The sequence below is a fragment of the Trichormus variabilis 0441 genome, assembly GCF_009856605.1.
Taxonomy (GTDB): Bacteria; Cyanobacteriota; Cyanobacteriia; order Cyanobacteriales; family Nostocaceae; genus Trichormus; species Trichormus variabilis.
The window spans coordinates 432,859-457,294 of record NZ_CP047242.1 but is presented as its reverse complement, the minus strand read 5'-3'; the positions used below and the strand labels follow the sequence as shown (position 1 = coordinate 457,294).

The 24,436-nt window shown below is 41.9% G+C and carries 17 protein-coding genes; 6 read left to right on the top strand and 11 right to left on the bottom strand.

Going from position 1 to position 24,436, the window contains the following annotated elements:
• Positions 1-57: 57 nt before the first annotated feature.
• Positions 58-3,447, bottom strand: a complete 3,390-nt coding sequence (locus GSQ19_RS01760) for an acetate and sugar kinases/Hsc70/actin family protein (RefSeq protein WP_011321078.1) — start codon at positions 3,445-3,447, stop codon at positions 58-60.
• A gap of 49 nt (positions 3,448-3,496) precedes the next feature.
• Positions 3,497-6,040: a P-loop NTPase family protein gene (locus GSQ19_RS01755; RefSeq protein ID WP_011321077.1), complete on the bottom strand. Its 2,544-nt coding sequence runs from the start codon at positions 6,038-6,040 to the stop codon at positions 3,497-3,499.
• Between the two features lie 506 nt (positions 6,041-6,546).
• Between GSQ19_RS01755 and GSQ19_RS01750 the strand changes: the two genes are divergently transcribed.
• The gene (locus GSQ19_RS01750; RefSeq protein WP_011321076.1) at positions 6,547-8,472 is read left to right on the top strand and encodes a PAS domain S-box protein; all 1,926 of its coding nucleotides are present in this window, start codon (positions 6,547-6,549) and stop codon (positions 8,470-8,472) included.
• A gap of 83 nt (positions 8,473-8,555) precedes the next feature.
• On the opposite strand, the gene GSQ19_RS01745 is transcribed toward GSQ19_RS01750, so the two are convergent.
• The 3 genes from GSQ19_RS01745 to GSQ19_RS01735 all read right to left on the bottom strand — a co-directional run bounded on the left by GSQ19_RS01745 (position 8,556) and on the right by GSQ19_RS01735 (position 12,017).
• A complete protein-coding gene (locus GSQ19_RS01745; protein ID WP_011321075.1) occupies positions 8,556-9,428 on the bottom strand; it encodes a hypothetical protein in 873 nt (290 codons plus the stop codon).
• A 203-nt stretch (positions 9,429-9,631) separates the two neighbouring features.
• The gene (locus GSQ19_RS01740; protein WP_010995316.1) at positions 9,632-10,213 is read right to left on the bottom strand and encodes a DUF1517 domain-containing protein; all 582 of its coding nucleotides are present in this window, start codon (positions 10,211-10,213) and stop codon (positions 9,632-9,634) included.
• A gap of 238 nt (positions 10,214-10,451) precedes the next feature.
• Positions 10,452-12,017, bottom strand: a complete 1,566-nt coding sequence (locus GSQ19_RS01735) for a pentapeptide repeat-containing protein (RefSeq protein ID WP_011321074.1) — start codon at positions 12,015-12,017, stop codon at positions 10,452-10,454.
• A gap of 59 nt (positions 12,018-12,076) precedes the next feature.
• Here GSQ19_RS01735 and GSQ19_RS01730 point away from each other — a divergent pair, with 59 nt between their 5' ends.
• Together GSQ19_RS01730 and GSQ19_RS01725 are read left to right on the top strand one after the other, a co-directional pair.
• Positions 12,077-12,922 (top strand): prephenate/arogenate dehydrogenase, encoded by an 846-nt coding sequence (locus tag GSQ19_RS01730; RefSeq protein WP_041456419.1) that lies wholly within the window; start codon positions 12,077-12,079, stop codon positions 12,920-12,922.
• Positions 12,923-13,400: 478 nt separating this feature from the next.
• Positions 13,401-14,342 carry an N-acetylmuramoyl-L-alanine amidase gene (locus GSQ19_RS01725; RefSeq protein ID WP_011321072.1) on the top strand — a complete coding sequence of 314 codons (942 nt, stop codon included), beginning with the start codon at positions 13,401-13,403 and terminating at the stop codon, positions 14,340-14,342.
• Between the two features lie 80 nt (positions 14,343-14,422).
• Here GSQ19_RS01725 and GSQ19_RS01720 read toward each other — a convergent pair whose 3' ends face one another.
• From GSQ19_RS01720 to GSQ19_RS01700, 5 genes are all read right to left on the bottom strand, one after another.
• Positions 14,423-15,007, bottom strand: a complete 585-nt coding sequence (locus GSQ19_RS01720) for an LURP-one-related family protein (protein ID WP_041456417.1) — start codon at positions 15,005-15,007, stop codon at positions 14,423-14,425.
• A gap of 790 nt (positions 15,008-15,797) precedes the next feature.
• Complete coding sequence (locus GSQ19_RS01715) at positions 15,798-16,904, bottom strand: saccharopine dehydrogenase family protein (protein ID WP_041457027.1); 1,107 nt, start codon at positions 16,902-16,904, stop codon at positions 15,798-15,800.
• A 117-nt stretch (positions 16,905-17,021) separates the two neighbouring features.
• A complete protein-coding gene (hemN, locus tag GSQ19_RS01710) occupies positions 17,022-18,440 on the bottom strand; it encodes an oxygen-independent coproporphyrinogen III oxidase (RefSeq protein WP_011321069.1) in 1,419 nt (472 codons plus the stop codon).
• 295 nt (positions 18,441-18,735) lie between these two features.
• Positions 18,736-19,059 carry a hypothetical protein gene (locus GSQ19_RS01705; protein WP_011321068.1) on the bottom strand — a complete coding sequence of 108 codons (324 nt, stop codon included), beginning with the start codon at positions 19,057-19,059 and terminating at the stop codon, positions 18,736-18,738.
• Positions 19,060-19,470: 411 nt separating this feature from the next.
• The gene (locus tag GSQ19_RS01700) at positions 19,471-21,111 is read right to left on the bottom strand and encodes a serine/threonine-protein kinase (RefSeq protein WP_011321067.1); all 1,641 of its coding nucleotides are present in this window, start codon (positions 21,109-21,111) and stop codon (positions 19,471-19,473) included.
• A 289-nt stretch (positions 21,112-21,400) separates the two neighbouring features.
• On the opposite strand from GSQ19_RS01700, the gene GSQ19_RS01695 reads away from it, so the two are divergent.
• Positions 21,401-22,141: a class I SAM-dependent methyltransferase gene (locus GSQ19_RS01695; protein WP_011321066.1), complete on the top strand. Its 741-nt coding sequence runs from the start codon at positions 21,401-21,403 to the stop codon at positions 22,139-22,141.
• Between the two features lie 84 nt (positions 22,142-22,225).
• Positions 22,226-23,233, top strand: a complete 1,008-nt coding sequence (bioB, locus tag GSQ19_RS01690) for a biotin synthase BioB (protein ID WP_011321065.1) — start codon at positions 22,226-22,228, stop codon at positions 23,231-23,233.
• Between the two features lie 268 nt (positions 23,234-23,501).
• Here bioB and petL read toward each other — a convergent pair whose 3' ends face one another.
• Entirely contained in the window at positions 23,502-23,597 is a 96-nt protein-coding gene (petL, locus tag GSQ19_RS01685; RefSeq protein WP_010996086.1) for a cytochrome b6-f complex subunit PetL, read from the bottom strand.
• 181 nt (positions 23,598-23,778) lie between these two features.
• Between petL and GSQ19_RS01680 the strand changes: the two genes are divergently transcribed.
• The gene (locus GSQ19_RS01680; protein ID WP_011321064.1) at positions 23,779-24,381 is read left to right on the top strand and encodes a Uma2 family endonuclease; all 603 of its coding nucleotides are present in this window, start codon (positions 23,779-23,781) and stop codon (positions 24,379-24,381) included.
• Positions 24,382-24,436: the final 55 nt, after the last annotated feature.

The following is a 24,436-nucleotide window of genomic DNA, read 5'->3' as shown; positions in this document are numbered from 1 at the left end:
CAGTCGTCTACGGAGGGAAACCCTCCTACAACGCTGGTTCACCGCGCCCCTCTGCGTTTAATGTATTCCACAAAAAGGGTCACGTTCTTTATCCACCTCATTAGGTTGCAAATCCAATTCAGCACAGTAAACACAGCCTTCCTGTTGGAGACATTCTGCGCTTGTAGATATCCAGTAAGGTACATCACCGGCGTGGATGCGTAAAATTCCTCGATTGTCAAGGGTAACGCGATATTGGCAAGGATAGTCTGTGCTGACATCTGGTTTGCGGAGTGCGCCTATACGTATCCATTTTTTGGTGTTGGTTGCGGTATCGGTTTGGTAAACATAAAAGGTGTGTTGTCCGGTTTGGGGGAAGGGGGGAAGGGGGTTACTGATTAAGCCTGCGCCTGGTTGGGGTGAACCATCGTGTAGATAATGGAAGGTTTGCAGGGATTTGTGGTTATTTCTGTCTACTTCAAAGACTAAATGATAAGCATCTGGTTGATCTACCGTGGCTGATTCAATTACATTGACGGCAATATCACCATCATTTAAATCTTTATCTGGACGTTCAACGGCGATGTTCCACTTCAAATTACCGTCAGTAAATAGGGTGGATGTATTGGATACGGCTGAGATAGCTGAATTGACATCAATACCAGGAACATCAATTAGGTAATGGGGGTTTCCTTGACACAGGAGGACGTTAAATTGTAGGGTTTGGTCTATCTCAAACTGGACTTTGATTGTTCGCAGAAATTCCCCTTCCTCCATTGTCAATTTTTCCATGAGGTTTTTGCCGTCGAAGCTACCCCACAGGCGTAAGTCTCCGTCTTCGTAGTCTTGGCGGTAAATGATGTTGGTTAACTGTATCCCTTGCCATTCTGTACGGACTTTGGCGACGTTTTCCCCTGGTGTGAGTTGGTATAGTTCCTGTCCAGCTTTGAAGACTGTTAATAGGTCGTTGCTTTGGGTTTTGCGTTTGAAGTTGCAGGGGAGGTAATAAAAGAGGTTTTTGACATCTATTTCTAATTGGTTAGCGCCTTTACGTAGCAGTCCTTTGGATTCTTCGGGGTCAAATCTGAGCCTCCGCAGTTTCTCGGCGTAGCAAGCACCGGCGGAGGTGGCTAGTTTGGTATATTCCAAGACAAAGGTGATGCGTTCGGGATTCCAGACGAAATGGGGAGAGTTGCTAAATTCCTGGTAGATGTGGCGCTGTACTAGGTCGAGGTTGCAAGTTTTACCGGAGAGAATTAACCAATCAACTTTATGGGTATTCCAGGGGTCTATATTGTTATCTTCGGAACGTAAACGGCTTTCCATCAAGCCTTTAGCTATCCCTATGGCCTCTTTAATGGCTGAGGCGGCGGCGCGTTCAAATTGTTGGCTGTCTAAGGTGACGTGGAGAGTATCTAATTCTTTGACTTGGAATTTGATGGCGCTTTGGGTAAGTAGTTCGGCTATTTGTTGTTCAGACAGGGTAAAGGTGAGGGGAGAACCATTATCATGTGTTTTCTGTCCTAATTTTAGTTTGGCTGCTTCCGCATGATCCCATAAAGTATAGAAGGTTTGCAGGCGTTGGGGTGCTTGTTGCCAACGGGTGGGGATGACTTTCTCGGCTGTATCTAAGGCATCTTTATAAGCAGCGTCACCTTCAGGATTTTCTTTATCTAAACATTTCAGTAAACTGCCGCTTTTGAATTTGCCTTTTTCTAAAAAGCGTTCGTTTAATTCCGAGCTAATTAAATCTTCTAGTTTGTCGCTTTCGATTTTACCAACGCTAATTGCTGTGAGTAAAGTATCAGCGATCGCCACTTTTAACAACCGATACACGCGCAAGGTAATTAACTCGCCACCCAGTTGTAAATGTCCAGAGGAACCCAGCAGTTTGGGCGTGAGTTTATAATAACGTCCGCCTAAGCCTCTATCTTCATTACTACTAAAGAATGGGGTTTTATCTTCTAGGGTGAGTTCAATTAAAGCTAAGTCTGTGGTTCCCCCACCAATATCTAAGACGAGAACGTTTTGCGACCATTTATTTTTCTCTTGACGGCAACGAGTTTTAAAGGACTCAATGCCAATGTTGAGATTACCACCAAACTCACGCCATAAAAAGAAGATGGCTACAGATACCGCTTCATCATAGGCGGTTTGTACATCATCTATACCTAATTGTTCAACTAATTCTTTGACTTCTTTCCGCACTACTGGCGGTGCAACTGTGGGGTAGGTGACAACTGCGGTTAAAAATTCCCCGTCGGAAAATCTGCGTCTGGCGCGTTGGCGATAATCTTCAGTTAAATCAATTAAATGTGACCAAGCGGCTTGTACAAGTTGGTTAACATTTATGGTTTCTTCTGCACCATCTAAAATGATTGAGAAATCACGCTGTTGTCCAAAATAACGTTTGGGTGAATGGTGAAATCTGCTGATAATTTCCTTTAGAGAACTGCTGGTTCCTTGAGCGATCGCTTTTTTGCGATTGTCCCTTGCTTCCCTACCCATACGAATGTTTAAATCTGTCAAACTAGAGATTTCTAACTCGCTGGGAATTTCTGTATCTCGACGGTCAATATCTAAGACTACAGGAATGAGATTTTGCGATTCTAAGGTAGGTACGCGAAAAACTTCATGGTAGATATTATATAATTTTCTGCTAATAGCGTGACGAAATCTATCACTATTTCCTAAACATAGTTCTATTTGCCGAATTGCTTCTAAAAATCTGTCTTTATTATCTGTTTGAAAAACTTCACTTAATTGACTAGGAGCAACTTCTAAATTTTTACTAATATCAAGGATAAACTTCTCCCATTCACCGGCACTTGCTTCTGGTAAAGCGATAGCAGCCGGAGAACTCAACCATTGTGATATGCGATCGCGTAATCTTAATTCTTGTTCTCTCGGTAAAACTTCGGCAATTGGTACTTCAATGGGGTCAAAAAGTGTCACCGTAGAATTAGATGTGCCGAAATCTAAAGCAAACCATCCGGGGAATCTTTTACGTTGTTTAACATCGGGTTGTTTTTCATGATTATTACGGATTTCTTGGGTATTATCTGGTTGTGTTGTTGGTTTCATAGGTAGTGACCACAGATGACAATAAGCTGCTATTTTTTTGCGTGCAGATAGCAGGGGATTTCCGGATAAATCGGAATCGAAATATTCAACAATTACTTGTAAATTACAGTTGATAGCTTGTGTTAAAGTTTGCTCTAGTTTACAAGGATACTGCTCTAATTGCCCAATTTGCGAAATTTTTGGCGTAGCAGATTCAAATTGTCTATAGGATTTTTCTATTTTTAATGCCAATTCATTTGATACGCCCTTTACAGTGCAGGTTATGCGGGAAATATGGGGGACATTGTTCCCAGTACCAATTAATTGAACGGTGGGAAGTTCCAGATATTTTTTTTCATTAACCCGCATCTGAAAGCGTGGTGCAAGCTGAATTTTTACAGGCATTTTTCGGTTTCCTATGCAGTCGTAATTAGTGGTGGCTACTAATTACTAATTACGGATATTTGACCGCTAAATCGGCAATTTCCGAGAGATTTTGTAACCAAGCTGGAACTGCACCAGAAGATTGGGTATCACCAGCAGCAATAAACCTTAGCAAGCCATCTTTTTTGGAGATATTTTGTAAGGTGGGAATAATTTGATCTAAAATTCCATCTAATTCGGCATTGACTCTTTGATTTACTTCACTAACATATTGCACCAAATGTAAGCTGGCACTAGCAGTGATTTCATCCCGGAGTCGTAGCACAAACATTTGATGATTGCTGGACTTAGATATTGTTTGTGCTTTTTCTGGTGACCAATCAAAAATTTGACCAATATCGTGTTTTTCATCCTGACGCGCCAGAGGAAACATAATTTCTGGGGTGAGGAATTTTTCTTGATGATTAATTTCTGATATGATTGCTGCTTGCCATTGGATCGGGTCACTACCTAACAACAATTGGTAAAATAAATCAGCTTCTTCTCCACCGAATTTAGCTTCAATATCTTGTTCTATTTCTGGGTTGAGGAGTGCTTGCAAACGTTCCCGCTCTGGAGCAATTTGTTGGGATAATTTACTCAGTAAGTCTACCACTGCTTGGCGGATGCGATCGCGCGCAAATTCTTCTACTTCTTTGACAGTCTTTTCAAAAGCGGGATAAAAATCATCACTCTTGGTAGGGATACTGGTATTGGTTCTATTTCCTCTGTCAAATAACTTACCGGCTGCACCCTTCGATTCGGTTATGGTGATTGTGCCATTATTCGCTTTGTTAAATAACAAAGTCCAATGATTCCAACTCAAAACTCTAAAGGTCAGTTCATCTTTCACCACATCGCTGACCACAGTTCCCCGACGGTCTTTGAGTGGTTCTTTACCCAAATCTTTTTGGAAGTTGCGATAAGTTTTATCTAAATTTTCCAATGCAGTCCGCAAATCAATTAAAGCCTGACTGTCACCTGTGGGGATGCCTTGCTCATGAATTTCGGCGATGATACCTTTGAGGTTATCCTGTTGTTGCCGTAAATTATCGGCGGCGCGGCTAGTATCCTCATACAGTTGCTTAAGTCCGTGAGTCGCAACGTGATTCTGCATCAATTCCCGTAGCTTGGCGATACCCCCGTCTTGAGCAAAGTAACCTAACTTACGACTTAAATGACTGCGTGGATCTGATTCTAGCAGGCGATCGCTCAAATATCCCCACTTTTGCTGCAACTGTTTTGACCTCTCCAAGTAATTGGGATAGTCCAAGTTAGCCAAAAACTCTGGCGAACCCGCTTTGATAGTGCTGGAACGCTTGGCTAGTTCCGCCAATCCCAACAGTGGCGATAGTAAAGCAATGCGGTCTTTGTTGGTGGTGAATGCACTCGCCCCGTCGATGGTGGTTTGTAAAACTCGTAGTTGCTGTAAAACTTTATCGGCTGTTAAATGCGGTGTTCGACTCTCATCAATTAATTGGTCGAGTAGTCTTTCCCCCCCTTCACTTTCCAACGGTAACTGGTCAAATCGCCCCACACCCACCAAAATCAAATCCTTCAGGTCTTGTCCTGGGCGCTGCTGCTGCATCATCGTGAAAATTTTATTGGCGCGATCGCTCCCCGGCGATTTACCATTAAGCAGTACCAAAATTGTCTGTACTTCTGCCAATTCCCGCAATGATAAGAAGGTATCCCTAGCACCAGAGTTAGCCGCACCCAACCCCGGAAAATCCAAAAGAGTAAATTCGGAAGCATCTGTAATATCCCAAATTTCCCTAGAGATTTTCACATCAATATCCACACGGCGAATTAAAGGGAAACTATTCTGTAATAACTTAGTGGCTAACTTTTGCGGTGGACTCGGTAAACGGATATGGGCTGGTGGTAAATCTTCAAAGCCGAGAGTTTGGATAGCCAAAGGCTGCTCCGCCAACTGTAAACCTTCACGGGCGGAATCAGGGTCAATTTCGTAACGTCCACCGCACAAGGCCTCCCCATAGGAACTATAGGCGCGGATAAACAGCACCAACTCCCGCAAAATATAACGCAACTCTAAATTATTACTACTCTTCCAACTGGCTTCACACCAACCGAGAATTTCTTTCCCAGAACTGAGTTTTGCTGGTTGCATTGCTGGAAGTCCGGCGGCTATTGTCCGGCGGTTAGCTTCTCCTAACATGAAGCGTAAGCACTCATTTACCCCCTCACGAGTCAGATACTCGACCGTGAAATTACCTACCTGGGTAGTAGTAAAACCTGGATGGGGGATGAGATGAATCGCTGTGACGTTACCAGTAGTGGGATTTTCGCTGATGGGTAAAGCGTCTGCATAGCCAATGAGGCTACCCAACAGGAGAGTTTTACCACTACTAAATTCTCCCATCACGCCAATTTTCACAGGCGATGTAGCCAGTTCTACAGTTTTTTGAGCAGCTTCCCGTAGACGTAAAAGACAATCATCCAGACTAGCAGGAACCCAATCTTCTTGTTGGGAGGGAGATTGAGGAACAAAATCTAATTTTTGCAGAATAAGTTCGCCGTACTCTTTAAAACGTCCCAATTTTTCTGGCTCCATAGAGCAGCTTTCCGCTAAGATAAATTTCTGTGAGTTTTATAACACAAAAAAAATCTTTTCACTTTCCTATTTGCCATCTTGTTGATTAGTTGCTTTGGCGTGGTTAAACCAAGGTGTGATTTACTCACACGAGGATGTAGAAGGATGTGGAGAGTTTAATTTTTGGAAAAAAGAGATATGGGTAATTTTTAGTACATTTTGGTAACGTGGCTTGTTGACCAAATAACTTTTTTTATAAATTGATAATTTGGACTAGGAATTTATAAAACCAAGATGAATTTTTGAATATTCAATTTAAATAATTCTTGATTGATATACGTGATATAGAAAATCATAGCAATATTAATTTACAACGAGTCAGTATTTTCACTATCAATTAACTATAAAAATACTCTTTATATCTTTACGGCTTTTCCGTGAAATCCTTTTTAGAATTATCTAAATAAGGTTCAGGAAATCGCCTGACTTGTGGCATGACTCCAATAGATAAGTGGGATTTATAGGAAGTGAGACCATCAAATAATCAAGTTGCCAAACTACCAGTTCATCAGACAAAAGCGCCTCTGCAAATTGGAGAATCTGGAAAAAAATACTTTAACTTCAAAGTTAGTTTAGAAACCGAAAACAATTTATATCAAGTTATAGAAAATTTTCATAAAATTATTATTGTATTCACGAGTGATGGTCATGTTTGCTACACTTCACCTAATGTCACAGAAACTTTAGGGTATGAAGTAATAGAACTGGAAGGTAAATCTTTCGCTTCTTTTGTCCACAATGATGATGTGCGACTATTTACTGATTATTTATCCACAGTTGCCAAATCTGGCAACAAGCATCAGCCGCTAGAATACCGGATAAAAGCCAAAGATGGTAGCTGGCGATGGCAGGAAATTAGCACATCTGTCTTTAAAGATGAAAATGGTAATGTTGTGTATTTTGTTGGCATTACTCACGATATAACTGACCGCAAACTTACAGAAGCGGCGCTAGCAGAAAGAATCTTGTTAGCTAACTTTCGGACAGCAATTGATAATGTTTTTTCTCAAAATCATACATTACAACAGTTAATGCGTGGCTGTACTGAGACTATGGTGACACATCTCAATGCAGCCTTTGCCCGCATCTGGACACTAAATAAACAAAATAACATCCTCGAATTGCAAGTTAGTTCGGGGATGTATACCCACATCGATGGCCCCCATAGATTTGTACCAGTCGGTAAATTCAAAATAGGGTTAATCGCCGAAGAAGCCAAACCCCATCTCACCAACTCTGTACAAACCGACCCCCGTGTAGGGAATAAAGAGTGGGCAAAGCAAGAGGGAATGATTGCCTTTGCTGGCTATCCCTTGATTGTGGAAGGAGAGATATTAGGGGTCATCGCCATGTTCTCTCGCCAAGTACTGAGCGAATCTACCTTTGAAGCTTTGAGAATTACAGCTCATGAAGTTGCTATCGGCATTAAGCGCAAGCAGATTGAAGAAGAACTAAGAAAATCCGAAGCTAAATACCGAGAAATTGCCCAAGCGTCCCAAGAAAAAGCCCAAAAATTAGAAGCAGCTTTATGGGAACTCCAACAAACCCAGGCACAATTAATTCAAACGGAGAAAATGTCCAGTTTAGGACAGTTAGTCGCGGGTGTTGCCCATGAGATTAATAATCCCGTGAATTTTATCTACGGTAATATCACCCATACCCGTGAATATATAGAGGATTTGCTTTACTTGGTAAAACTCTATCAAAGTCACTACAACCCGGTAGCACCAGAAATCCTAGACCATATCTACGGGATGGATTTAGAGTTTATTTCTCAAGATTTGCCCAAAGTCCTCAATTCAATGCACATGGGAGCAGAACGTATTCGACAGATAGTCCTCTCTTTGCGTAACTTTTCTCGCCTAGACGAAGATGGCATGAAAGCAGTAGATATTCATGAAGGTATCGATAATACATTGCTATTATTGCAAAATCGTCTGAAAGCTAAACCAGGCTGTAGCGAGATTCAAGTAATTAAAGAGTACGGCAACCTACCGAATATCTTATGTCACGCCGGACAACTCAATCAAGTATTTATGAATTTACTGACTAATGCAATTGACGCTTTGGAAGAGTCTGTTGCCAGTAGTCAGTTGTCAGTGGTAAATAGTAAAACAACTAACAATCCCCGAATTCTGATTCGGACTGAACTTACCACCGAAAATCAGGTGATGATCTGCATTGCTGACAACGGGATGGGAATGGCAGAGAAAGTTCGTAGCCAGCTATTTGACCCTTTCTTTACCACTAAACCCATAGGTAAAGGCACTGGTATGGGACTATCAATTAGTTACCAAATTGTGGTGAAAAACCATCAGGGACAGTTACAGTGTATCTCTGCGCCAGGAAAGGGGGCTGAGTTTATCATTACAATTCCAACTGGTGATGGGTGATGGGTGATGCCGACGTAAACTTTGATATGGTGGGCAATGCCCACCCTACTCAGATGTTTTTCCAGTCCTTAATGCCCAATCTTCTAGCGTCGTCTGGAACCGAAACCAGTTGAACGGCGGGCGGGAGAACGTCCGCTACCAAAACTACTACCGCTAGGGCTGCGTCTGGTGGTGCTGGAATTGCCAGAAGGTCTTAGGGTACTACCGCCAAAACCAGAACCAGAAGGACGGTTTGTGGTGGTACGTGGGGCTGTCCGGACAGTGGAACTAGGAGACCTTCTAATAGTGCCAGTGGTACGGAAAGCCGTCCGATTTCTAACGGCTGCGGGTGGCGCATTGTAACGGCTGCGGTAGCTGGATACTGCTTGGTCGTAACTATTACCATATCCACCAAACCCGCTAATTACTCCACCTGGTTGATAGACGGGGGGAACATAGTACTGGGGTCTAAACAAGGCATTACCGATCGCCTGACCTGCTATACTACCAGCTACAGAACCAGCAAAGGGGGCCCAAAAGCCATTTTCTCGGCGAACTACAACTGTTTCTTGCTGTCCGGTTTGGGGATTAGTTTTATTCTCGGTAACGTTGTGGACGTACTCAATTTTAAAATCTTCTGTCAAATATAAAACTGGTTGTCCATTGTCAACCTTCAGATAACTTTTCTTACCTTCTTTGATTTCATCATCAGTCAGCCTTGCCATTTGCAAGTTTTCGGTGGCAAAGGTTGGGGGTGTACTGTTGAGTAAAAATAAAGTGTATTCCCCGCTCGCATCATCATAAGTAGCTTGTTGTACTTGATACTGACCGTCATTGAGTTTAGTAGTTGCAGAAGTTTGGTTAACATTCCGATTTGTAGAGTTGGTTTGTTCTCCTCCTCCACAAGCAACGGTTGTCAGACACAAACTGACTGCTAAAAAAATTACTGTTACTTTACGTAGTATGGTCATGATCATGGCATTGTCATCTTATTTTCGAGCTTAACAAGTTCTTTGATGGGTTGTAGGTACGGACAACCACACAAGTCTAGGACTTACGCACACAGGTTGTCTGTTGAGACTGGGTGTAAGGGTATAGGGGTGTAAGGGTTTCAAACAATACCCCGATACCCCTATACCCCTGAACCCTTTGATTTTGAGTTCTCACGGGTAAGTCCTGGTTATAAAGGTATCAACTCTGGGTAATATTGCAATAGCTGATCATTACTCAGTTCATCCCCTAACCGTGCTGGTGAGAAATGCACTTGGATGGCTCTGAGCTTGTGTTTGTAGTGGAGATTAATTAGGGCTTTTAAGGCTTCTTGTAACGCTTGAATATTAGCCAAATCAGTTTCTAACTCCGGTACTTCCCCTTCATAGGCAACTGTAGTCATGATGACAATGTTGCGTGTTGCAGGTAACGAGAGGGGGCGATCAAAGTCATCAGTATCTAATTCTAAATCAGCACCGTATCTGGCAGCAGAATCGCTAAATAATTCGTTGACGTAATCTCCGGCTTCGCCTTCATTCCAAAATACATCACCTTCATTGGCAGCAGAGAGCCAGTATTCATCGTAGCGTAGTAGGGTCTCGGATAGTTCTACCAATCCTTCTCCTAAAACTTCCAATTCTCCTTCGGCATTGATTGCATCTCTCGCAATCCGATTGAGTTCTCCTAATATGGGAGCTATGTCAGACCCGCTTAAATGTAGAAATAACCGAAATACTACATAACGAGTCCGACCCATCATTTTGTTAAACATACCAGTTTGTCAACCTCCAAAAGTTTGTTTAATCGGGACTGATCAATTCAAAATTCACTCATACCCTACGGGTACTCTGCGAGAACGCTTTTGGCGAACGCGGTAGCTTTCCGCAGGAAAGGCTTGCGCCTACAAAATACCCTTTGCTACGCAACGCTAACGCGAACGGGTTCTCCGCAGGAGTACAAAATTAAGAATTTCTGCCTTCTTGAATTTTTCTGCTCCTTCATCTCTCTCATTATTCATTCACATAGTGAAAACTGTTAACAAAATCTGTAAGTGTGTTTAACCCAGGTAAGTTATGTGGCAGAGATTCACCGGATACATCGGATGAAAAAGTCATTTCGGTAATTGAGGAGTTGATAAATCGCTTACCAAAGTTGGGGCTGTCATGAACAATCAAAGTTTGAGCGCTGGAATTAGTTAATATGGTTTGGGTTGGAGCTTGAAAAAATTCGATTTTTGCAGCTAAGTGCAGGTTCTTTTTGGTTTTTTTCATGGTCTGTGCCTGACTTATAGCTTCCGCGATCGCACTTGTTAATTCCTTCACCCGATGGGGTGTTTTTATTCCTAAGGAAGATATATTTTCCTGTTCCATCATGGCTAACAGGGCATAAATATTCTTTTGGGTATTAACAGCATCTTTAAAAGGTAAAATTGCCATACAGGCTGTAGGTAATAAGTCCGCGTCATTATCTACCCGGAATGTAAACACAGTCCGACGACGACTGATTTCCATGCTGGGGGGTTGTTTGAGGATGGAGTATTCTTGGGCGATGTGGTAGTAAGCGCCAGCTAAGGCAAAGTTCGCTTCTGCTTCTAAAGCTGCATCGATAACAATTTGAATGGTTGGTGGGGTTTCGTTGAAAAATTCTCGTGGATCTTCAGTGTCAAACCGTTGGATAATGGAGCGATCGCCTGTAGGACTTAAGTCAATCCATTGACAAATCAAACCCTCTGTTTTTAAGCCAAATCTGGAAGTAGAGTAAAGTTTTGCACCAGTCAAAATGGCGCTGGTTAAATCAGCACCCACCCATTCTGCTCTAATTAATTTTGCTTGAATTAAATTGGCATGGACTAAACTAGCATTTGTTAAATTGGCATTGCTCAAGTCTGCGCCGACTAAATTAGCACCACTCAATTTTGCATTACTTAAATCAGCCCAACTCAGGTTTACACCACTCAAATCAGCCCACCGGAGGTTCGCTCCGCTCAAATCTGCACCACTAAGGTTAGCATGGCGGAAGTTTACCTGTTTTAGTTCAGCATCTCGCAGGTTGGCGCTGGTTAAATCACAACGACTCAAGTCAGAGCCATTAAGGTTAGCCATTTCCAAATTAGCTCCTACCAAGGATGCACCTTTCAAGCTGGCTCCGTTCAAATTGGCGTGGCGAAGATTGGCGTGGCGGAGTGTAGCTTCTCGCAAATCAGCACTGTTGAGGTTTGCTTCCGACAAATCAACCCGACTGAGTTCCGCACGAATTAACTCAGCACGTACCAAGGAAGCCCCACGTAATTGAGCGCGACTGAGGTCAGAACGAATTAAATTAGCAACATTGAGGCTGGAATGATTGAAAATAGCATTAGTGAGATTGGCACCACTCAGTCTAGCTACGTTCAGTTTGGCATGGCTGAAGTCAGCTTCGCTCAAATTTGATCCACTCAGGTTAGCTATACTCAAATTTGCTTGGCTAAAATTCACACCACAGAGTTTGACACCACTCAAATTAGCTTCCGAGAGGTCAACACCACTAAAATTGATGACTCCAGTCGCATATTGTGCCAGCAATTCCTCTACATTCATCTAATACCTCATGATTTATCTAATTCGTAATTAAAAACGACCATTGACTAATGATAAAAATGCAAATTGGAATTTTAGGTTTAGGCTTGATTGGCGGTTCATTGGGTTATGATTTGCGATCGCAAGGTCATCATGTTTTAGGTGTTAGCCGCAAGCAATCTACTTGTGAAACAGCAGTTTCCTTAGGTAGTGTTGATGAAGCCTCCGTTGACATAAGCTTATTAACAGCCGCAGAAGTTGTATTTATTTGTACACCTATCGGTCTTATTGTTCCCCAAGTGGAGCAGTTGATTAATCATCTACCCCAGTCCACTGTGGTGACTGATGTTGGGTCAGTGAAAGCACCGATAGTTGAAGCGATTTCCCCTCTGTGGGAAAACTTTGTCGGTGGTCATCCAATGGCTGGGACAACAGATAGTGGGATAGAATCTGCCCAAAGAAATTTATTTGCTCATAGACCTTATGTGTTAACACCAGAGCCGACAACACCCAAAGGAGCGATCGCACTTGTAGAGGAAATTGTGCGATCGTTAGGGGCTAAGATTTACTATTGTCAGCCAGAGCAACATGACCGCGCCGTCAGTTGGATTTCCCATTTACCTGTCATGGTCAGTTCCTCCTTAATTGCCGCCTGCATCAGCGAAACTGACCCGGAAGTTTTACAATTAGCCCAAAACCTTGCTAGTTCAGGTTTTCGAGATACTAGCCGCGTTGGTGGTGGGAATCCAGAGTTAGGGGTGATGATGGCGCAATACAATCGCCAAGCATTACTGGGGTCATTGCACCAATATCGCCGTAATCTTGATGAGGTAATTGCTCTAGTTGAGCAGGAAAATTGGTCAGCTTTAGAAACCAAGTTACACACAACGCAACAAGCCAGACCTAATTTTGTGGATGAGATTTAGTAGTTTAGCATTCTCAATATGACGACGATCTGTAGGCGATCGTAGATCGTCGTGCAACGAAATTCTTGCTGATTCAAAAATAGTGATTGTCTCCAATAAAAACTTCTCCTCTAATTCCATACAATTGTCAGTTGACACTGATGATAATTCTGAAAAATCAGATTTCTATATCAAAGATAGATAAGTAGGTGGATCATATTTACCTACTGATAAGATGTGTTATGCTTGCCAACGTAAACAGAATTTTTTGGATTTGGATAAATATTAATTAATCCTACTGTTTTGTATTTTTAACTATTGTTGAGTAATTATGTGTAACGATTTTTTTGTTACAATACGGACTTGATTAATCGATGATTTGTACGGCAGTATTTTGCTGATTTATTTGCTGAGTTCACTGTAATAGCAGTCCTATGAACTTAACGTTTAAAATGGCAATAGTTTTGAAGTATTGAGGCAATCATTTGAGGATGTATATATGAGATATGGAATTGATATTGGTCATAATTGCTCACCAGACACCGGAGCTAGAGGGATTAAGTTTGAAGATAATCTCACTTTAGATGTAGGCAATCGAGTCATATCTAAGTTAAAAGCTTTAGGACATGAAGTAATATCCTGTAAACCAGATAGAGCTACTTCAGTCAAAGATTCTCTCTCTCAAAGATGTAATAAGGCTAATGCCAACAAAGTAGAGGTTTTTGTTTCCATCCATTTTAATGCTTTTAATGGACAAGCCAACGGTACTGAAGTATTTGCCACGAGTGATAATGGTAGAAGAATCGCCAAACCAGTATTAGACGAAATTATTAAGTTAGGATATTTTAATCGTGGGGTTAAAAGTGGTTCTCACCTGTTTGTTTTGCGTAATACAAATATGCCAGCAATATTGGTAGAGTGTTGCTTTATTGATGCCCAAAAAGACATGAACTTATTTGATCCGGAAGCAACTGCTAATGCAATTGTCAAGGGATTAACAGGAAAATTACCAACTACTCCTGTACCTTCTGTTCCAGATGAAGAACAAAATATAGATACGAGTATTTTGAGACTACAAAAATCATTAAATCGTCTCAAAATTACAGATAGAAGTAATAAATCTCTCGTTGAAAATGGCCAACTTAATGCAGAGACAAAGTTTGCTATAGAGAGATTTCAAGGCATCGTGGGACTGGAGAAAACTGGCATCGTCAATGAGGCAACATGGAATGCCATCAATCTGATTTTAGCTAAAAGAATTATCAGACAGAACCACGCTGGTGGCCCGGTGGTGAGATACTTACAATTCCGAGTAGGAGTTGAAGTTGATGGTATTTATGGCGCGCAAACAGAAGCAGCAATTAAAAGATTCCAAAGACAAAATGGTTTGCTGGCCGATGGAATTATTGGGCCAATGAGTTGGCAGAAATTAATCGGTTAGTGGTAGTGATGAGTTAGAGGTGAGAGGTTAGAGAGGTTAGTACAATAACTAGCTTCTGGTTCCTCTCCCAACTTCTGCCACTAACCACGATTGCGTTCTAATAAAAGCATCATCATTAAGCTTAGTAGGACTTGTTGCTCTTCGCGATCGCTAATTTGATCAACCTGTTTGATAGTAAATTTTCTGGAGAGAAAGGAAGGGATTTTCTCTAAACGCATTACAACTGTACCATCACTTCGGCTGACTAAATAAACAGGGTTAAATACATAACCAGTAAAAATACCGACAATGGGTATTTCCGCAAATAAGGCATCGGCTATTTTCACCCAAGGATTTTTTTCTTGAATATTTAAGGTAGTTGTATCGCCATCAAATATATCGTAACGCGCACGCCATAAAGATTTTAAACCCCGTCGCTTGACTGCACCAATATTCGTACCGTTACTATCGGTGAACTCATAGCGCGCAGAAAAATCAATGATGCGATCGGCTTTGATGTAGTATAGGGGACGGGTCCGCTCTACATCTGCAAAGATGGTGATAGCTTCTTTAAGCTTGAACAGCTTCTGTTTGACGTAGAAAACTAAATTGCCTTGAGCGTCTATGACGGATATTTGCGGCGCTAAAGCCCAAAACTTGAATGTAAGTTCTAGTGGATACTGCATAGGGATTCCAGTGAAAATAACTGCATTTCTCACCTTTCTATTAATCCCTATAAGTGCTGATATGTAACATAGAAAAAATTAAATAATGTAAACGTATCTCATAACTTTTCTTGCTTATGTAGAATGTATTCTCATCGGTGAGAAAAATTATAGAATCTAGGTTAATTCTTATCGTAAATAAAAGGGTTTAAGACCCCTCTCTGACAAAGTTCTGTGACGCTCTCTACGAGACGCTAAAAGCGAACGCGGACTTGCTACCGCTACACTAAGGCCGGCAGCCGGCGCACTCTACGGGACTTGCTACAGATGGGGTTTAAATCCCCGTCTGAACGCGAACAGCGTGCCGTAGGCAAAATTTCCTTAATTTTGTACTCCTGCGGAGAACCCGAAGGGTATTTTGTAGGCGCAAGCCTTTCCTGCGGAACGCTACCGCGTTCGCCAAAGGCGTTCTCGCAGAGTACCCGTAGAGTATTTTGAATTGTTAATGGTGTACCCTGCGCTTGATAATCGTTAAAATTGAGGCTCAAATTTAGGGTGAACTATGTTTAATTTCATGGTGGGCATTGCCCACCATACTAGCACTCATAATGCTGAAGATTTTGATTTTTTCATAACCAATTATGGTTCAATACAGTTCAGTTAAGGCAACAACTTAGACTGGTGTAGGTTGGGTGGAGGAACGGAACCCAACATTCTCAAGACTTTGTTGGGTTACGCTATCGCTCCACCCAACCTACTATTCTACTATTCTCTTAACTAACACTCATAGTGCTGGAGATTTTGATTTTTTTCATAACCAATTATGGTTAATATTCATGCCTCGGTTTGCCATAGCTATTAGAAATAATTCTGTTGGTAACGCTTTTTCCACAGGCCAAACCCCTGGTTTTTTCAGCTTACCTGCTAGCAAAAATTGTGCTATACTGCCTACCCCATGGCCAGAAGCAACGGCTGTATTTTCATGTACTAAAGTTGAGCAATAAACGGCTTGCTTACCATTTTTTATCCCCGTCACTTCTGAGCGGACTGCCACACCAATACCACTAAAATTATTAGTGACATCTGTCATGAAATGGCTGACATGAGATAAGAATTCAATCATGCTACGACGCTGCATCAACCACTTAGGGAAAACGTGGGCAGCAATCCAAGTTAAATGATTATAAAAATCGGGAACTGAGCCAAACTTAGTAATAACTGTTTTTACACTGGGGAAAGCTTCAGGTAATGTAAAGGTTTCTGGCATATCAAACCAATACACTCCACTATTATTGTATGGAGAGGGAAATTTAACTACTTCTCTTTCGCTATAGGGTTGAACTATCTGCCATTTTCCGTCTAGCCAAGCTTCAAAAGGATACTGCAATCCTAAAAAAGTAGTCCGCATGACTGTAATGCCAGCACCACCAGAACCAGCTACTAGATAACTTAAATGTATCTTTTGTGCGTCATCAAATTGTTCAACATCATGACGTACCATACTGTTAGAAATTCCCGGAAAAATGCCAGTATTCACAATTGCTGTTACACCCGCAGTAACGGCTTCCTCGTGATACTTGAGAGCCTTGCTAGTAAAAGAACGGTGGTCACTAACATCTAAATAGTTAACCCCTTGTTCAATACATATTTTCAACACATTGGCATCTCGGTAGTGAAATGGCCCGGCACAGTGGATAACTAAATTGGATTGGGCGATCGCCTGTCGCAATTTGTCAACTTCTGCCAAGTCCAGCACCAAAAACTGCATCCTTCCCCCCGACGCTAAGGTAATGTCCTTCTCTGACGCTGGGGAACGTCCGGTGATTGTAATTTGGGCTTGGGTATGGGTGGCTATATCTTGAGCAACACTGCTACCAATCCGCCCCCGTCCTCCAAGAATTAATACGCGGTCTGTCATTACTCCGGTGTGGGTAACTATACCTCTATTTGACCAGTTTTTGGTCATCTTGGCATCAGTTGTAAGTATGACTTACGTATTCATGGGGGATAGGGATTGAGGAAGGTTGGGAAAACTTCAAATAGCTTTGGAAAAACCGCTAGTTGACGACTTTTGTAAATAGGCATCGAATACAGCAGCAATATTGCGGATGAGCAATCTACCGGCAGGTGTAACTTCTATATGATCAGGGAAAAGTCTAATCAAGCCATCAGCTGCTAATAATTGGAGTGGCAATTTTTCTGGAAAAAAGTACTCGGAAAAATCACTATCAAAGCTCAAATCATATTTTTCTTGGATATTTTCTGGTGAAAGTTGAAATTGACACATCAATTCCATAATGATGGTGCGGCGAATAATGTCATCTTGATTAAGTTTGACTCCTTTTTCAATGGGTAGCGTCTCACTATCAATGCCCTGATAATAATTTTTTAACCGTTTATGGTTCTGTACATATACATCATGCAGCATACTAATTGAACTCATACCAAACCCCAGTAAATCAGATTCTGGTTTGGTGGTGTATCCTTGAAAGTTGCGATGTAGTTTACCATTTTGTTGGGCGATCGCTAATTCGTCGTTGGGTTTAGCAAAATGATCCATCCCAATGAACACGTAACCATGACTGGTCAATTTTTCTATGGTCATTTGCAAAATATCCAGCTTTTCTGGTGACGAAGGCAAAGCGGCTGGCGGAATTAGATGCTGAACAGGTTTTAACCAAGGTACGTAAGCAAAGTTAAAAACAGCGATGCGATCGGGATTTAGTTGAATGGTTTTGTCAACGGTACTTTTAAATGTCTCTAGGGTTTGATAGGGTAAACCATAGATCAAATCAACATTTACACTGGCAAATCCAGCATCTCGCATCCAATCCATTACCTGAAACAACATTTCCTCTGGTTGAATCCGGTTGACTGCTTGTTGTACCTGGAAATTGAAGTCTTGAATGCCAAAACTAATCCGGTTAAAACCCAAATCTCTGAGGAAAAACAAATATTCTCTAGTTAAAAAACGCGGATTCACTTCAATAGAAATTTCTGCATTCTCATCAAACCGAAAACAATCATTGAGAGTTTGCCAAAGGCTTTCCACCTGAGGAAGAGATAAATAGTTAGGAGTACCACCACCCCAATGTAATTGCTGAACAGTACGTTGATTATTAGTTAAATTGGCTACTTGCCTAATATTTCGGTTTAGGTAATTTAGATAAGGTTCCACTATTGATTTTTTCTGTGTGATGACGGTATTACAGCCACAGAAGTAGCAGGCGCTTTCACAAAAGGGGATATGGCAATACAGCGAAATAGGTGTTTTTTTATCATTACCGATGGCGATCGCCTCTGTAAAGTGCCTTTCCTCAAAATTCTCTCTTAACTCTGTTGCTGGCGGGTAACTGGTGTAGCGAGGTAAAGGCTGATCGTATTTCCTGAGCAAATTAGCATCAAATTTGATATTTGTCGCTTCTTGAATACAATTATCTGAGTGACGAGCCATGCTGAAATTCCGAATATAAGCAATTATTAAGCTTTAATCACTCTATAGTTATTAAGTTATTGATGATCGCCGCAGTTGCAAAACTTAACACAACTAGGGCTGATGTCGGGAGTGGTTTTGCATTGGTCAGCTTTTGTGCTTTTATAGTCGTAGCCAGATCAATTAAGACATCAACCTAAGATAAAATCCTCACAAAACAAGGTTTTCATGTCAGTCAACCGTCAACAGCTATAAATTGCACAATCCATCATGAGGGCTGTTGACTGTCAACAGTTAACAGTCAACAGTTCACGTTTTATTTGCTTAGTGCTAGCTCTTTTTTCTTTTTCATAATTGCCAAATATTCTGTGCGGGTACCATCGACTCGATAGTGGTCACAAATTTGACAGAGTTTGAGAACATCTGATCGAGTGAATACTTTTTGGTGTTCAATTCCGTTATCGTTCCTCCAACGCCAGAAGGTTGTGCGGTCAATGCGGCGATCGCTCTCAGGCCATCTTCTGCGAGAGAGAAAATCTACCACCTCTTCTTCATAAAATGAGTAGCCCTTTGGTAACTTGAGAAGTTCTTCTTTTAAATGAATAAGCGGTATGAGTGGATCTAGCTCAGATAGTCTCATGCCAGCAAGCCCTTATAGTCTTGTGTAAATTCAACTAAACAGAAGGCTTCATAGAAAACGGTTCATCATTTACTAAGTTAGTTTCTATACTGTACGGTCTATAGAAAGGCAGCAATTAGGCTATTAGGGACTTTTTCAATGTATCTTCCCTGACTCCATACTTTCCCTGAACTAAACTAACAGTAAGAAGCTAAATTATTAATTTATACAATAATGTAATTTATACTTCATGGCAATGTATATGCAACAAATTTTAAGCTGTACAATTAGTAGTTTTGTATATAAAAAATACTCAGTAATTTTTATTTTTAAATCTTGAAAGTATTGAAAAATCGATAAGAAAAATGGTTAATAGGTAATTGGTAATTGGTAGTTGAGAAGTTATTATTACCCATTACCAACTACCAATGCTTAATTATTAATTTGTGTATTCTCTGGAAATTTTTCGTTTTTCTGTGACGGTGCTGGAATTTGACTCTCAGTAGAGGAATTTTGCTTTACTTCCACTGTAGGGACTACCACAGAAGAATCTGAATTTTTTGGCTCTGTGGGTTGTACTGGCACAACTATAGAATTTGACGGCGGCTCAACTGGTGTGGTGGAATTTTGAGTTGAGGATGGTGGACTGGTATCTGTAGTGTTGGCTGGCTTGGCTGTGCGAGATGAACGGATTTCTCGCAATTTTTCTACGAGGGATGGCGTAGAGGATGTGTTAGGTGACAGCCCAGGTTGTTCATAATTGCGGGGCTGTAATTCTCCTGTATTTAGTTGCGGTGATTGTTCTGGAGAATTGCTGTTGGGATTGGGAGATTCGGTTTGTTGGTTAGTTAGATTACGCCTGCGTCTTCTAGAGGTGGATACAGGCGTAGTTTCGCTGGCGGAATAATTTTGCGAGTTTTGCCTCGTATTATCTTGCTTTTGGGGAGAATCAACTTGAGATTTTCCACCTACTGGTACCATTGGGCGTTCTTCAAACAGGGGTTTTGCCGATGGCTGTGTCCAAGAGCGGGAAAACAGGCTGGTGGCACTAAATCCGGCGGCGGCAGCAACCAAAGCTATGATGACACCCAGGAAGAGTTGAGAAGTGCCAGACTTTTGAGCCATTAAGGCGATATTTTTCAGGGGCGATGGTTTTTTAACACTACCGGATGTTTTAGCACCAGAAAACTTTTCTTGCAGATGCACAGACAAATCGATGGTTGGCACTGCATGAGTAGGTAATGCGTGAATTGGCAAATTGATGCCACTACCGGGTAGTAGTTGTAGCCATTCGGTAACGCTTGGGGGACGGAAGCGAGATTCTACAGCCATACCCCGCATAACGGCTTGATTCACGGCTGCACTGAGGTGGGGTTGTAGTTCGCGGGGGGCTGGCATTTGTTCGCGATCGCGCAATAATGCTGGTAAGGGAACTTGTCCTGTTAACAGTGCATACAAAGTTGCCGCTAAACCATAAACATCGGTGGCGGGTGTGCGCGGTGCTTGAGTTAAATATTGTTCGATGGGGGCGTAGCCCTCAGATACTAGCCCTGTGTGAGTTTGTCGCACACCGCTATTAAATTCACGGGCAATGCCAAAATCAATCAGCACTACCTCCTGTGTACCTTGACGGAGGATGATATTATCTGGTTTAACATCCCGGTGCAGCAAACCATTGTTGTGTACTACCTGCAATGCCGCCCCAATTTGGCGGATGTAATGAATTGCTGTTTCTTCTGGTAAAGGTATGGCCGGTAAAACAAAAGCATCTCCTAAGGTTTCTCCAGGGATATACTCCATTACCATGTAAGGTAATCCATCCTCAACAAAAAAATCACTTACCCTGACAATATTAGGATGGATACAAGTGGCGAGTCTTCTGGCTTCATCTTGGAACTGACGCTCAAACTTTGCAAAATCAGGGTGTTGGCGCAGCCGTTCGTTGATGGTTTTCATCACTACCTCATGTCCTAAGTAGTGATGCGTAGCCTTAAACGTAATGCCAAAGCCACCACGTCCTACTTCTTGGATGAGGGTGTATTTTCCACCCTGTAAAATTTTGCCTGCTAACATAGAGAGTCTTGAGTCCTGAGTCTTAATTCCTGACGAAGCAAATAACTACTAATTCCTAATTGTGAGGGACTGCCAAACAAAAAAGTCTGCCCATATATTGTATTCAGTAGTCAGATTTTTCTCACTTTTACCATCCAAAAGGCTCTTCGGTTAGCTAAAACAAGAATTTTCGCAGAAAAATCTTACACCCTTCATATAAACACTTTCGTTGAGAAAACTCACCTTGATTAAATAGTTTGTCTAATTTTACTTTGTAATCACAATAAATTTCAGGAGTCTTGTAGCCCTAATGTCTCAAAAGTCGTCTCAAAGCCATCTGTCTACTTCACAAAATCCTTACATAGACAACATCAATCGTTCAGATAAATGGCAACAAAGGGTAGCCCAGGTAGCATATCGCTTTAACCAACAGTATCAAAATCAAACTTTGGAACTACCAGCAGAAGTTCAGGAAATGCCGATTTATCGAGAATGGGTTTCTGGCATATTGGCAGGAAAGATTGCTTCTCCTTTCTGGGAAATTGCCCAACCCCAAAAAAATCAACACTGTTTGGATATTGGTTGTGGAGTCAGTTTTTTGATTTATCCTTGGCGAGATTGGCAAGCATTTTTTTATGGGCAAGAAGTGAGTAATGTAGCGCGAGATACCCTTAATTCTCGTGGTTCTCAGTTGAATTCCAAGTTATTCAAAGGAGTGGAATTAGGGGCAGCCCATCAGCTAAAATACACATCGGCTTATTTTGATCTAGCGATCGCCACAGGATTCAGTTGCTATTTTCCCCTGGAATATTGGACATCTGTGTTACAAGCCGTGAAGCGTGTACTCAAACCAGGTGGACATTTTGTTTTTGATATCCTCAACGCCGCACACCCCCAAGCTGAAGATTGGGCAGTGTTAGAAACTTACCTGGGTGCGGAGGTGTTTCTAGAACCTGTAGCCGAGTGGGAAAAAATAATTAACGCGGCTGGTGCTAAAGTAGTTGGACGACAACCAGGGGAGTTCTTTGATTTGTACAAGCTACGGTTTTAAGATTGGTTTTGATTGTTGACTGTTGACTGTTGACTGTAATAGCCCAGTCCCCAGTCCCTAATACTCAAATAAGGATACTTACTGATGTCGGTGGGAAGAATACGCTACGATTGGCACACAGCAGAGATTCGCGCAGTATATGATATGCCATTGCTAGAGTTGATTTATCAAGCTGCTAGTGTACATCGGCAATTTCATAATCCTAAACAAATACAAGTATGTAAGTTGATATCGATTAAAACAGGCGGGTGTCCTGAAGATTGTAGTTACTGCGCCCAGTCTTCTCGTTATCAAACTGAAGTCAAACCCCAAGCACTCCTTGATAAGCAAACGGTTGTGGAAATTGCCCAAAATGCTAAACAAAAGGGTGTCAGCCGTGTTTGTATGGGTGCAGCTTGGCGGGAAGTGCGAGATAATTCTCAGTTTGACCGAGTGCTAGAAATGGTCAAAGATGTCACAGACATGGGTTTAGAAGTGTGCTGTACTCTGGGAATGCTGACAACTGACCAAGCCAAAAAGTTGGAGACAGCAGGATTGTACGCTTATAACCATAACTTGGATACATCCTCTGACTACTACAGCACTATTATTACCACGAGAACTTATAGCGATCGCCTAAACACCATCGAAAATGTGCGGCAGACTAATGTTACCGTATGTTCTGGCGGCATTCTCGGTTTAGGTGAAAGCATAGATGACCGTGTGGCAATGTTACAAACCTTAGCCACCCTCAATCCTCATCCAGAATCCGTACCAATTAATATTCTCTCCCAAGTAGAAGGTACACCTCTAGAAGATCAACCAGATGTACCTGTTTGGGATGTGGTGAGAATGATTGCGACTGCACGTATAGTTATGCCCACCTCAGATGTGCGTTTAAGTGCTGGTAGGGCGAGACTTTCTCAAGTGGAACAAGCCTTTTGTTTTATGGCAGGAGCAAATTCCATCTTTTCCAGCGACGATAATAAAATGCTGACGGTGACAACACCCTGTCCAGATTACGATGCTGACCAGGAAATGCTCAACCTACTTGGCTTAGAAATGCGTCCCCCGTCCCAAAGACCACAACCTGTAGTCATGGGTAATTCATAATCGCTTCAGACTCCCGGCTTATTCAACGTGAGTTCGACGGCTGGAAAAACCCCTCTCCAAAACTCTCCCCTGCAAGGAGAGAGGCTTCAGAACCTTTATTGTTCGTCAATATGTCATGGTCTTTACTCCCCTCTCTGCGTCGGAGCGAAAAGTCTGAGCGCCGGCTTCCGGCGATCAGAACTTTTCAAGAGAGAGGGGTTGGGGGAGAGGTCAAAAAAGACTTGTCGAACTCACGTTATTCAAGAAGTCGGGAGTCTATTTTTTCACACTACAGTATCTTCGCAGAGCGTAAACCAAACAGCAGACCAGCAGCTATGCCAGTGAACAAAGCCAAAAAGCCAATATAAGCTACAATTGCCAACATTTATTTTTCTCCACAATATTCTACTAACTCTATTGAATCATTAAATTTTGGTCACTGGTCATTGGTCATTAGTCAATCATCATTCATCCCCAATCCCCAATTCCCAAGAAAATCTGGCGTAAATGCTAATCTGGAACTAACTAGAAGACTCCTATTTTGGTTCCAGTTTCAGGACGGAACAATGACAAAAACTGACTTATCCCTGACTCTTGCTGTCAATATTCCACCTACACTAACGCTGACAGTCTCCCACGAACAATTTGTTCAATTAGCACTGGCTAACAGAGATTTACAATTAGAACGAACTGCTACGGGTGAGTTAATTGTTATGCCTCCAACTGGGAGTGATACAGGGTATAAAAATTCAGATATTAACGCCCAACTGTGGTTATGGAACCGTCAGGCTAAGTTAGGAGTGGTTTTTGACTCTTCAAGCGGTTTTCATCTTCCCAATGGTAGCGATCGCTCTCCTGATGCGTCCTGGATACGTCAAGACCGATGGGATGCCCTCAGTATAGAACAACAAGAGACTTTTGCCCCCATATGTCCTGATTTTGTCCTGGAACTGCGTTCTAAAAATGACTCTATAGAAAAGTTACGCGCCAAGTTGAGGGAATACATCGACAATGGCGCTCGTTTAGGTTGGTTAATTGACCGCAAAAATCGACAAGTAGAAGTTTATCGCCCAGGTCAAGGTGTGGAAATCCTTAATCATCCTGTCAACTTGTCAGGGGAAAATGTCTTACCAGGGTTTGTGTTGGACTTAACTGAAGTTTGGAAATAAATATATGTCATCCCATCTCCTCCCCAGAATAAGGTAGAATACAGCCCACGGCGCT